Origin of the sequence: Methanoregula sp., assembly GCF_002835825.1 — an archaeon.
GTDB lineage: Archaea > Halobacteriota > Methanomicrobia > Methanomicrobiales > Methanospirillaceae > Methanoregula.
The window spans coordinates 1-11,291 of record NZ_PIZH01000030.1 but is presented as its reverse complement, the minus strand read 5'-3'; the positions used below and the strand labels follow the sequence as shown (position 1 = coordinate 11,291).

The window sequence follows — 11,291 nt, the reverse complement described above, 5'->3', positions numbered from 1 at the left end:
TATGAGGATAGGAAGGGCGGATCCGTAACAGGTGTGAGCCAACACGAGAGGGGCGGACAGGCTGTATATGACGCAGTTATGGACAACCAACCCGTTCGTCGTTGTCCGGAAGGACGGGGAAAAAAACACGATCATCATCTCCCAGATGGAAGTAGGGCGCGCGTCCCGCGAATCGCCTGCGGCAGTGATGACCCGGGCCGAGGCGCACCTGCCGGAGATCCTGAAAAAAGAGAAAGACCCGCTCCGCGCAACAGCGAAAATGATTGCCGGGCAGGCCGGAAAGAAGATCCTCGTCCCCCCCCAGTTCCCGGTCGGGCTTGCCCGGGCGCTGGAGAAACACTGCACCGTGATCGTAGATTCAGGGACGATCCTGTCCATGCGGGCCGAGAAGTCACGGGTCGAGATCGCTGCAATTCGCCGCGTCCAGAAGGTGACCGAGACCGCGCTTGGCCTCGGCGTTGACCTGATCCGGAAGTCCACGGTAAAGAAAGGCATCCTCCATCGCAAGGGAAAGCCGCTGACCTCGGAAGATATCCGGTTCGCCATGCACAGCCAACTTCTGTCCTGCGGGTGCACAGCTGTTGACACGATCGTTGCCTGCGGTGAGGACACGGCGATCCCGCATGCCACCGGCTCCGGACCCCTGCACGCTGACGAGCCGATCATCATCGACCTCTTCCCGGTCGAAGAGGCAGGCGGCTATTACTCCGACATGACCCGCACCGTGGTCAAAGGCGAGCCCTCGAACGAAATCCGGGAGATGTACGATACCCTGTATACGGCAAAACACCTCGCAACGTCCCTGATAAAACCGGGCGTGCCAGGGGCCGATGTCTACCAGGCGGTCGTGGATTTCTTCAAGGACCACGGGTACGAGAGCGATACAAGGGGATTCACCCACAACCTCGGGCATGGCGTAGGATTGCAGGTCCACGAACTGCCGACCGTGGGACCGGCAGGAAAGGAACTTCGCCCCGGGAACGTTATCACTATCGAACCGGGCCTGTACTATCCCGGCACCGGCGGGGTGCGACTTGAGGACATGGGAGCGGTCACTGCAAAGGGCTTCTCCAATTTCACGCACTTTTCTGAGGAGCTGGTCCTGTGAAGGACGATGTTCTGGAAAACTACCGGACCGCCGGCTCCCTTGCATCACGGATCCTCCGCGAAGGTGCGAAGGGGATCCGTGTCGGGGCATCCTACCTCGATCTTGTCGAATCCGTTGAGGCACGGGTGAGAGAGGAGGGGGCTGCGCTTGCATTCCCGCTCAACCTCTCCTTAAACGAGGATGCTGCACACGACACTGCCTCTCCGGGAGATGAACGGGTCTTCCGGAAAGGGGACGTTGCCAAGCTCGACCTCGGGGTGCAGATTGACGGGTACATTGCCGACACCGCTGTCACCGTGGACCTCGGGAACAACTCGCTGCTGCTCGACGCATCGAAGGAAGCCCTTGAAGCAGCGATCCGCGCAATAAAGCCCGGCGTTCCGGCCGGAGCGCTCGGGGCCGCCATCCAGCAGGAGATCGAGAGCAGGGGATATCGCCCGGTTGCAAACCTTACCGGCCACGGCCTGGGCAGGTTTCTCCTTCACGGCCCGCCCACGATCCACAACACCGCCATTGGCGGGGGTGTCGTGCTCGAAGAGGACATGGTCTTTGCGATCGAACCGTTCGCCACCACGGGAAGCGGCCGCGTGGGAGAGAAATCCCGGATGGAGATCTACTCGCAGATCTCGAACCGCCCTGTGCGCATTCCGGCAGGCCGCACCATTCTTGACCGTATCAAAGATCGGAATGGCCTGCCATTCTCCCGGCGCTGGCTGGGCGAGAAGAAACTCGACCTCGCCCTTCCTGCGCTTGTACGATCGGGGACGCTGCATGTCTACCCCGTCCTTGCCGACATTCCCGGCTCCCTTGTCTCCCAGCACGAGCATACGGTCATCGTCACCGCAGACGGCTGCATGGTAACGACCCGGTAAGAGAACGATAAGAAACCTTATGCATGCCCGGGTCGATTAATTAAGGTTACAGCCATGTCCGGAGATTCTGAAACCCTGCGCATCATGGAGGTCGTGCTGACGGCCGAGATCTTCAACCAGCACCCGGAACTTGACATCAACGACGTCACGCCCCTCTGCCGTGAGGTCTTTGGTGCCACCGGTTCCGAGATCAAGCGCCCGGTCTATGTCAGCGATGGGCTGATCAAGCGTGCCCTCTCCATTTCCGACGCCCACACGAAACTCTCGGCAAACCCTTTCATTGCCTACGAAGAATTCGGCCAGCGGCTCAAGATCACGGCCCTTGAACCGGCCGGGCAGTGGTTCCTCAAGCAGGGGGGCAAGCCATTTCTGGAAAAGAACCCGGCGCTTGCCTTCTATTTCGAGAAGATCGGCGGGTCCAACGGGGTGACCTACAAGGACGTGAGGAAGGCAAATCCCCCGTTCGAGGACACAAAAGCCCACCTTGACGCACGGATCTCAAAACTCATCAGCGAGGATGAGAAACTCCGGGGAGCGCTTGATCTTGTCATTCTCAGCGCCCCGGACGAGATCGAGCAGCATATCGAAGATCTGGTCTGCACGGACGACCAGATCGCCATCATTGAAAAGATCCAGCACGCTCTCGACCACCGCGACTTCCTCCACCGGCACCGGATCTACGAGATCGGTAAGCTCCTCTTTGTCGGGCCGCCCGGTACCGGCAAGACCTCGCTTGCCCTTGCAATGTCCCGCACCATGCACATGCCGGTCCTCGAAGTCCGCCTCTCCATGGTCACCTCGCAGTACCTTGGAGAAACCTCGAAGAACATCGACCGCATCTTCGACCTTGCCAAGCAGCTCTCCCCGGCGATCCTGTTTGTCGACGAGTTCGATTTCGTGGCAAAGAGCCGCACCGCTGACGACCATGGCGCCATGAAGCGGGCGGTCAACTCCCTCTTGAAGAACATTGACCGGATCAACCTTATCCGGAACGGCGTCCTCCTGATCGGTGCAACGAACCACCCCCAGCTGCTGGACGAAGCCGCATGGCGGCGATTCGACGAGGTCGTGGAGTTCGCCCTTCCCGACGAGGAGATGCGGAAGAATATCCTGAAGAAAGTCACCTCAACGCTCCACTGCGCTGTCGATTATGCAGCCCTCGCAAAGAAGACCGAAGGGTTCTCCGGTTCAGACCTCCGCATGATGACCAAGGAGGCGATCCTCTCGGCGCTCATGGACAAGAGGAACGATATCCGGGAGAGCGATATCGCAAAGGGCATCGCCATGGTCCGGAACCGCGAAGCGATCCGGCACCAGAACTGGCTATAACATGAAGATCACGCTTCTTGGCACCGGTGACGCAATCGGCACGCCCCGTATCGGGTGCGACTGCCCCCAGTGCACCCATGCGCACCGGACCGGGGCGACACGCCTCCGCACGTCGCTGTTGATCGAGAACGAGGGAAAGCACCTCCTAGTCGACTCCTCACCGGACCTGAGACAGCAGCTTTTACGCTGCGGCTCGCCGCATATCGATGCCGTCATCTGGACCCATGGGCATTATGACCACTTCATGGGCTTTGGCGAGTTCTACCGGGTCCAGCAGATCCCCCCGGTCTATGCCGCACCGCAGGTCCTCTCGTACTGCAAGGAATTCTTCCGGTTCCTGAATTTCCCGACATTCCCGGTTGATCCCTACATCCCGTTCACTCTTTGTGGGATCACGATCACCCCCTTCATGGTAAAACATCCCCCGGCATTCACCACCGGGATGCTCTTTGAGACCGGGACTTCTAGGGTCGGGTTCACTTCGGACACCAACCGGGATATTCCGGAAAAGAGCCTTGAGCTTCTTACTAACCTTGACCTTCTCCTGCTCGATGCTCTCGCGCCATCCAGCTTCACCATAGCAAAGCACATGAACTATCTCGATGCCTGCACGCTTGCCGGGGAACTGGCCCCAAAAGAATTCCGGTGCGTGCACTTAAGCCACTACATCCCCTGGGACCTCCCGCACACGGCAAAGGACGGGGATACCTTCACTTTCCCCTGAAAATGCTGCGCTTAAGGCGGTACCCGGGACCCATACCTTAATAGTTTTCAGGTGCCCAAACATAGGTGGATGATTGTAAAAGTACTCGATCTCGAGAAGGACAAGGTGCGGCTCATCATACAGGGCGAGGGGCACACGTTCATGAACGCCCTTGTTGAGGAGATCTTAAGCGACCCCGACGTCGACGTCGCCCGCTATACCATCGAGTTCCAGTTCTCTGACCCGGAACTGCTCGTCACAACCAAGAACAAGAAGAACCCCCTGCCCATCATCAAGAAAGCCTGCAAGCGGATCACCGGTCACTGTGACGAGATCCTCAAGGGCATCAAGAAGACGAAGGCATAACCCCGGGTCCTTCCGGAATACTTTTTTCAATACATTTTCCTTCAGTCTGCCACCCTGATCATCGGCAACGGCAGGTGAAAGGACTACACGAAAAAAGATTTTTTCAGGGGCGTTATTCTGCCCGCTCGGTGAAGACGATGGACCCGGAGATACGGGAGATCTTGATCTTGACTTTCTGGCCGGGCTTTGCACCGTTTACGTACATGATGTAGCGGCCCATCTTGACAACCCCGTCGCCCCGTTTTGATACAGACTGGATCTCGACGTCCATGATCTGCCCCTCTTCAAGGTTCTCCGAGACCGGCTCGGTCCGGGCCTTCCGCTTCCGGATCGGGCGGTGGCTGCCGCAGGCATCGCACCGGAGGAGAGTTACCCGGTCGTCCTTGACGAGCCGTGTGTCCGGCTTGCCGCACTCGGAACAGATCACGAAGTCATCGACATAACTCTTGAAGATGGCCTTGATGAGCTGGATCTCGAACTTGCCGTTGAAGATCGCACGGTTCCCGTCAATCTTGCCGCTGGTCCCAAGTTCGCCAAGTAAAAATTTCATCAGGTGGTCGGGGTCCCGCCGGACCTTCCCGACAATATCGGCGAAGTTTTCAAGCACGGTGGTCTTGCCTTCCACGTAGGCCTTTGCCTCGGGGACGACAAACCGCTCCGAGGACTCGGTTTTCTCCGTAATATTGGAGTATGCCTGTTTGAGGAGCTTTTCGTACGGGTCCGTCATAGTGTATATAGAAAGGTGCCGGCGGACAAAAAGGCTTTCTCAACGAAAAAAGGTGTCAGCCGGCAGGCCTGCTGCAACCTGCCCTCATCCCCGTGCGCCGGCAGGGGACGGCCGCCGTTCAGGCAGAGGGGAGATCCTTGACCAGGATCTCGATCAGTTCGCGATTCTTCTTCTCGTTCTCGATATCTTTCTGGTTGATACCGGCATTCCCCACGCATTTCATGCCGCGTGCCTCGATCCATTTCTGGAAGACCTCGGCCGTCTGCCCGGGCTTTCCCCCGTGCGTACAGAACGCTGTTGCGCGCTTGCCCTCGCATCCCTTCAGCGCGTTGATGGCCGCATGGATCGCGGGCGTTGGCTTGAAGGCCCAGACCGGTGAGCCGAACACCAGCTGGTCATACCCCGAGACATCGATGGAAGCGGGCTCGACAGCCGTCATCTCCTCACCGCGGGCCATCTTGCACCGGACCAGAAACCCGGTCAGCCGGCCATATTCTGTCCTGTCGGTCACCTCAACCAGTTTCCCCCGGCACGCTTCCGCGATGTGCTGTGCCACGTGGCGGGTGTTGCCCGTCTCGCTGTGGTAAATGATGCAGACGTTCATTGGGATAGTATTGGGATCGCCACAAGGAAAAAGCATCGATATGTGAAAAAGGGCGGGAAAAAGAGAGAGTGATTAGTGCTTAAACTGGGGCATCATGCCCCGGACTTCCTTACCCACTTCCTCAATGAGGTGCTCCTCGTCCGCCTTGGTGAGCGCATTGAACATCGGGCGGTTGACCTGGTTCTCAAGCATCCACTCGCGGGCAAACTGGCCGGTCTGGATCTCTTCGAGGATCTCCTGCATTGCATCGTAGGCTTCGGGGCCGATGACGCGGGGGCCGCGGGTGAGGTCGCCGTACTGCGCCGTGTTGCTGATGTACTTGCGCATGTTGGTGAGCCCTCCCTCATAGATGAGGTCCACGATAAGCTTGGTCTCGTGGAGCACTTCGAGGTAGGCCATCTCCGGGGAGTACCCGGCATCGACCAGGGTCTCGAACCCGGCCTTGATGAGCGAGGTCATGCCCCCGCAGAGAACGGCCTGCTCGCCGAAGAGGTCGGTCTCGGTCTCCTCGCGGAAGCTCGTCTCAAGAACCACTGCGCGGGTGGCCCCGATACCCTTTGCGTACGCGAGCGCGGTCTTGTGAGCCTTGCCGCTGTGGTCCTGGTGGACGGCGATGAGCGCGGGCACTCCCTTACCCTCCTCGTACTGGCGGCGGACCATGAACCCCGGGCCCTTGGGGGCGACCATGATGACATCGACATTTGCCGGGGGGACGATCTGGCCGAAGTGGATGTTGAACCCGTGGGAGAACATGAGGCACTTGTTTTCCGCAAGGTGAGGCAGGATCTCGTTCCGGAAGACCGCGCCCTGGTGCTCGTCCGGGAGAAGGATCTGGATGATGTCTGCCGCTTTTACCGCGTCGGCAACCTTCATCACTTTCATGCCATCCTTTGTTGCGGCGTCCCAGCTCTTGCCGGGGCGCAGGCCGATTACGACATCGAGCCCGCTGTCCCGTAAGTTCAGCGACTGCCCTCTGCCCTGCGACCCGTAGCCGATCACGGCGATCTTCTTGCCTTTTAAGACGCCGAGGTCAGCATCTGCCTCATAAAACTTTTTCATCATAGATGATCCCTTTCATATCAGCAACAAAGCACATAAATATTATATGAAAAAACTAAAGAGACACACGAACATCCCATGGATGCGATGACCTATTAGCCGCAAAGCATCAGATCAAACCCCCGATAAAGCATTTACCAGGGAACTTCCGGACATCCAGGCCTCGTCGCCCGATGTGCGGATCAACCTTACGAGAGTCGGAGTAAAGAACGTCAAGAAACTCGTTGAAGTGCACCGCGAAGGAAAGCGCCCGGTCATATTCATCTCCAACTTCGATGTCTATGTCGACCTTCCCGGCAGCCTCAAAGGAGCGAACCTGTCGCGCAATTTCGAGGTGATCGACGAGGTCCTCCAGCAGGCGATCGATGGTGAAGTCAACGAGATCGAGAATCTCTGCAGCGTTGTTGCACGGAAACTGCTTGACCGCCACGAGTACGCAGACCGGACGGAAGTCTTCATGAGAAGCGAGTTCATGGTCAAACGTGAAACGCCCATCAGCAAGACGGCCTGCCACGAAGTCGTCAAGGTGCATGCACGGGCAATCGCCCGCCGCACGTTCCGCGCACCAATCGTGCGAAAGAGCATCGGCGCAGAAGTCACCGGTATGACCGCATGCCCCTGCGCCCAGAATATCATGAAGGAGCGGGCGATGCGAGTCCTCGAAGGCATTGACATCCCGAAGGACAAGATTGATGCGTTCTTCGCGGAAGTCCCGATGGCCACCCACAACCAGCGCGGCAAGGGCTTCCTCTGCATCGAGACCGACGATGACCAGCACGTTGACCTCTCGCGGGTAATCTATATCCTGAAGGAGTCCATGAGCAGCGGGATCTACGAGCTCTTAAAACGCGGCGACGAAGGAGCCGTGGTCCTGGCCGCGCACAAAAATCCCCGGTTCGTTGAGGACTGCGTACGGGAGATGGCCAGGAAAGTACTGGCCGAATTTGAGTAGCTTTCCGGGGATTCCGTTGTCACGATCAAGCAGACCAACGAGGAGAGCATCCACCAGCACGATGCGTATGCCGAACGCAAGGCCACGATTGCCGAATTGGTCGATGAATTGAACGGCGAAAAGCACGAAAACGGTTAAAAACTTCATATTTTTTTTTAAAATATTTGTATAGTTAAGAAAATCGTATTTATTTTCACATTTGTTTTACTTTTTCGTCGAATATTCCAAAACACACGATTTGCACAGAATCGGGAGAAAATAACGCTGATTTATGGCTTTTTCCGGCGGGAACTCATTTCATAAAGATTATAAAACGGATGGATCAAGATAGAGATGAACGTACTTTGTACGCTCACCAATCTCTAGAGATGAGAGATGTATAGAGTAATTTTGTACAGTAATTCGAACAACTCAGAATAACATGAGGCGATAATATTGTCGAAAGTTGTAGAGATTTCCCCAACCACAAGACATGAGGGACACTCCAAGCTGACGCTCAAGGTCAACGACCAGGGCATCATCGAGACCGGCAACTGGTGTTCCATTACACCGGTCCGTGGAGTAGAGAAGCTTGCCGTGGGCAAGACCCCCGAGCAGGTCCCCAAGATTGCATCCCGTGTCTGCGGTATCTGTCCGATTGCCCACAACCTCGCGGCTACCGAAGCAATGGAAGCATCCATCAAGTGCGAGATCCCGAAGGACGCACTGATGCTCCGTCACATTCTCCAGCTGGCAAACCGGCTGCACAGCATTGCACTGCATGACATCCTGATCCTGCCCGATTTCTATATCCCGGGCACCGAGACCAAGATCAACCCGTTCACGGCAGAAGAGCCGGTCCGCACCGTTGCAAAGCGGATCCAGCGCCTCCGTGAGATCGGCCAGACCATCGGTCAGATCGCAGCAGGCGACTGCATCCACCCGCGGAACACCCGCGTCGGCGGCATGTACCGCAATGTCTCGGAGCAGGCCAAGACCAAGATGTACGACCTCGCTAAGGAAGGACTCGTCCTTGCCCACGCCCAGTCAGAATTCATGATCGCGGTCATCCGGAACTACCACAAGAGAGACTTTGTTGACGTCGGCGGCATGAAGGTCCCGATGCCCAAGGATCTCGGTTTCCACAACCAGGGCTACCTTGCAACCCACGCATTCTACGGATCCTCGAGCATGGACGAGTGCCCCTCCTGGGACATCCGCCGGTTCAAGGAAGTCCGCCCGTGGGACTGGTACATGGGTGAGATGACTGTTGACCTAGAGGAGCCCCGCTACCCGATTGGCGGAACCACCAAGGTCGGCACCAAGGTCAACCCCCAGATGGAAGCCTGCACCGGTATCCCGATGTACGACGGCCAGCCCGTTGAAGTCGGCCCCCGCGCCCGCCTTGTCACCTACAAGAACTTTGACGAGAAGGGCACCCAGGGCCAGAACATTGCCCGTGAGATGGAGTACCAGGACTGCCTGTACGAGACGATCGACTGCCTTGACGAGCTCAACACTGCCGGCAAGGTTGTTGCAGACTACATCCCCGACGGCGACGGTTCCCTCGGCTGGGCATCCAACGAGGCACCCCGCGGTACCGATGTCCACCTTGCCCGTGTCAAGGACTGGAAGGTCCAGTACTTCAGCATGCTCGTCCCGACCACCTGGAACTTTGCAACCTGCAGCGCAGCCCTCAAGGGCGCACCCTGGCAGCTTGCCGAAGTTATCATGCGCGGGTACGACCCCTGTGTGTCATGTGCAACCCACATGATTGTACTGGATGAAGACAACAAGGTAGTAGCGCAGAAGCTCATCCAGTGAGTTGCACCTGATGCTGTATTCGGAGATCGTAATCGTGGGGTGCGGAAACCCCCTGTTTGGCGATGACGGCTTTGGACCTGCGGTAATCGAGGAAATGGAGAAGCTCACACTTCCCGACAATATAACAATAACGGACGGCGGCGCTGGCGCCCCGCACTTTATTTTTAATTTCCTCGACCCCGAAGTGACGAAAAAGCTGATTGTTGTCGATATTGCAGATTTCAACGCAAAGCCCGGATCAATCTCGAAAATCTCCGGTAATGACCTGAAACCGGGGGCGTACATCGACCCGCATTCATGGGACGGTGTCGACCAGCTCTGTCGCATCAGGGACACGATCGAAACGACCGTTGTCCTGTGCCAGCCGGCAAAGGCTATCATCAAAGGAGATGCGGACGTTGACATGGAGCTTTCCGATGATGTGAGAAACGCGATCCCGAAAGCAATCCAGGTCATACTTGCAGAAATTGGAGTGGATTATGGGACTACTATCAATCTTCAAGAAGAAGGACGCGAGCGCAGAGCCGCCAAAGCCCGCTAGCGTAGCATCAAAACCAGCAGAAACTAAAAAGGAGGTTAAGCCTGTGGCAGACAAGATTACCGTAGGATACACCCACCTCAGTGGGTGCACCGGTTGTACTGTAGCATTAGCAGACAACTATGCCGGATTATTAACACTCCTCGACAGGTACGTAGACCTTAAGTATATGCCGACACTTGCAGACGCAAGGCACATCCAGAAGGTAGACGTTTCGTTCGTTGAGGGTTCAGTCTGTATTAACGACAAACTCGCAGTGGAGGAGATCAAGGAGACCCGTGAGAAGTCAGCAATCGTCGTCGCCCTCGGCGGCTGCGCCTGCTATGGCAACATCACCCGGTTCTCCCGCGGCGGACAGCAGAACCAGCCCGCCCACGAGGCATACCTGCCGATCGGCGACCTGATCAAGGTCGACGTGTTCATCCCCGGATGCGCACCGACCCCCCAGATGATCCGGAACGTCGCGGTCATGGCATACCTGCTCCTCAAGGGAACCAAGGAACAGAAGGATCTCGCAACCGCATTCCTGACCCCGCTCATGAAGCTGACCGAGAACAACAGCGCATGCTTCTGCGAGCTGATGACCAACGTCATCAACCAGGGCCTGTGCATGGGTTGCGGAACCTGTGCGGCAGCATGCCCGGTCAATGCAATCACGATGGAGTACGGCAAGCCCCAGGGCGAGCGCGACCTGTGCATCAAGTGCGGCGCGTGCTACAGCCAGTGCCCCCGGAGCTGGTTCAGCTTCGATGTGGTTGAGAACTACGAGGCGATCAACGAGGCCATTATGGCGGCACTCCAGTGAAGGTGATTAACATGGGAGCAGAACTCGGTAAATACAAATCAGTCATCTCAGCCCGGAGCACCGACAAGGAGCTTCTCAAGTGCGCCCAGGATGGCGGTATTGTTTCCTCGCTCTTTGCATTTGCACTTGACGAGGGCATCATCGACGGTGCCATCGTTGCAGCAAGCAAGGAGTTTGCAGCAAAGAACCCGTCCAAGGTCATCCTCGACAGCACGAACTTTGACATGATCGAACCCTGGAGACCCATCCCGGCGATCGTCAACACCAAGGCTGAGCTGCTTGCAGCAGCCGGAACCAAGTACAACATCAGCCCGAACGTTGCCCTCCTCAAGGAAGCAACCCGGAGCTTCGGCCTGGACAAGATCGGTATCGTCGGCACCCCGTGCCAGATGCAGGCTGTCCGGAAGGCCCACCCGTACCCGATC

General features: G+C 57.3%; 12 protein-coding genes and 1 pseudogene. 10 read left to right on the top strand and 3 right to left on the bottom strand.

Annotation, left to right across the window (positions count from 1 at the left end; translation table 11 throughout):
* The first annotated feature begins 67 nt into the window (after window positions 1-67).
* The 5 genes from CW742_RS02185 (at window position 68) to CW742_RS02165 (ending at window position 4,378) form a co-directional block, all read left to right on the top strand.
* Window positions 68-1,108 carry a Xaa-Pro peptidase family protein gene (locus tag CW742_RS02185; RefSeq protein ID WP_292415937.1) on the top strand — a complete coding sequence of 347 codons (1,041 nt, stop codon included), beginning with the start codon at window positions 68-70 and terminating at the stop codon, window positions 1,106-1,108.
* Complete coding sequence (map, locus tag CW742_RS02180) at window positions 1,105-1,980, top strand: type II methionyl aminopeptidase (protein WP_292415935.1); 876 nt, start codon at window positions 1,105-1,107, stop codon at window positions 1,978-1,980. The genes CW742_RS02185 and map overlap by 4 nt, the downstream gene beginning before the upstream one ends.
* Window positions 1,981-2,034: 54 nt before the next feature.
* Entirely contained in the window at window positions 2,035-3,309 is a 1,275-nt protein-coding gene (locus CW742_RS02175) for an ATP-binding protein (protein ID WP_292415933.1), read from the top strand.
* Between the two features lies 1 nt (window position 3,310).
* A complete protein-coding gene (locus CW742_RS02170) occupies window positions 3,311-4,033 on the top strand; it encodes an MBL fold metallo-hydrolase (RefSeq protein WP_292415931.1) in 723 nt (240 codons plus the stop codon).
* 69 nt (window positions 4,034-4,102) lie between these two features.
* Window positions 4,103-4,378, top strand: a complete 276-nt coding sequence (locus tag CW742_RS02165; protein WP_292415929.1) for a DNA-directed RNA polymerase subunit L — start codon at window positions 4,103-4,105, stop codon at window positions 4,376-4,378.
* A gap of 112 nt (window positions 4,379-4,490) precedes the next feature.
* Here the strand turns inward: CW742_RS02165 and CW742_RS02160 are convergent, their stop codons facing one another.
* The 3 genes from CW742_RS02160 to ilvC all read right to left on the bottom strand — a co-directional run bounded on the left by CW742_RS02160 (window position 4,491) and on the right by ilvC (window position 6,771).
* Entirely contained in the window at window positions 4,491-5,105 is a 615-nt protein-coding gene (locus CW742_RS02160) for a translation initiation factor IF-2 subunit beta (protein WP_292415927.1), read from the bottom strand.
* A gap of 118 nt (window positions 5,106-5,223) precedes the next feature.
* A complete protein-coding gene (locus CW742_RS02155) occupies window positions 5,224-5,709 on the bottom strand; it encodes a flavodoxin (RefSeq protein ID WP_292415925.1) in 486 nt (161 codons plus the stop codon).
* A 72-nt stretch (window positions 5,710-5,781) separates the two neighbouring features.
* On the bottom strand, window positions 5,782-6,771 hold the full coding sequence (ilvC, locus tag CW742_RS02150; protein ID WP_292415924.1) for a ketol-acid reductoisomerase: 990 nt from the start codon (window positions 6,769-6,771) through the stop codon (window positions 5,782-5,784).
* A 91-nt stretch (window positions 6,772-6,862) separates the two neighbouring features.
* Between ilvC and mptA the strand changes: the two are divergent.
* The 5 genes and pseudogenes from mptA to CW742_RS02125 form a co-directional block, all read left to right on the top strand.
* Window positions 6,863-7,858 (top strand): annotated as a pseudogene (gene mptA, locus CW742_RS02145) (GTP cyclohydrolase MptA).
* A 297-nt stretch (window positions 7,859-8,155) separates the two neighbouring features.
* Window positions 8,156-9,523 (top strand): coenzyme F420 hydrogenase subunit alpha, encoded by a 1,368-nt coding sequence (gene frhA, locus CW742_RS02140; RefSeq protein ID WP_292415922.1) that lies wholly within the window; start codon window positions 8,156-8,158, stop codon window positions 9,521-9,523.
* A 10-nt stretch (window positions 9,524-9,533) separates the two neighbouring features.
* Window positions 9,534-10,064 (top strand): coenzyme F420-reducing hydrogenase, FrhD protein, encoded by a 531-nt coding sequence (gene frhD / locus CW742_RS02135; RefSeq protein WP_292415920.1) that lies wholly within the window; start codon window positions 9,534-9,536, stop codon window positions 10,062-10,064.
* Window positions 10,065-10,107: 43 nt separating this feature from the next.
* Entirely contained in the window at window positions 10,108-10,866 is a 759-nt protein-coding gene (gene frhG / locus CW742_RS02130; RefSeq protein WP_292415918.1) for a coenzyme F420 hydrogenase subunit gamma, read from the top strand.
* Window positions 10,867-10,877: 11 nt separating this feature from the next.
* Window positions 10,878-11,291 (top strand): coenzyme F420 hydrogenase/dehydrogenase beta subunit N-terminal domain-containing protein (locus CW742_RS02125; protein WP_292415916.1); only part of this gene is annotated, 414 nt, incomplete at its 3' end.

What these genes read in the sequence shown, in the direction of transcription:
- CW742_RS02160 (WP_292415927.1), bottom strand. Translation starts at nt 5,105, where the DNA reads ATGACGGACCCGTACGAAAAGCTCCTCAAACAGGCATACTCCAATATT.
- CW742_RS02155 (WP_292415925.1), bottom strand. Translation starts at nt 5,709, where the DNA reads ATGAACGTCTGCATCATTTACCACAGCGAGACGGGCAACACCCGCCAC.
- ilvC (WP_292415924.1), bottom strand. Translation starts at nt 6,771, where the DNA reads ATGATGAAAAAGTTTTATGAGGCAGATGCTGACCTCGGCGTCTTAAAA.
- CW742_RS02185 (WP_292415937.1), top strand. Translation starts at nt 68, where the DNA reads ATGACGCAGTTATGGACAACCAACCCGTTCGTCGTTGTCCGGAAGGAC.
- CW742_RS02165 (WP_292415929.1), top strand. Translation starts at nt 4,103, where the DNA reads ATGATTGTAAAAGTACTCGATCTCGAGAAGGACAAGGTGCGGCTCATC.
- CW742_RS02170 (WP_292415931.1), top strand. Translation starts at nt 3,311, where the DNA reads ATGAAGATCACGCTTCTTGGCACCGGTGACGCAATCGGCACGCCCCGT.
- frhD (WP_292415920.1), top strand. Translation starts at nt 9,534, where the DNA reads ATGCTGTATTCGGAGATCGTAATCGTGGGGTGCGGAAACCCCCTGTTT.
- CW742_RS02175 (WP_292415933.1), top strand. Translation starts at nt 2,035, where the DNA reads ATGTCCGGAGATTCTGAAACCCTGCGCATCATGGAGGTCGTGCTGACG.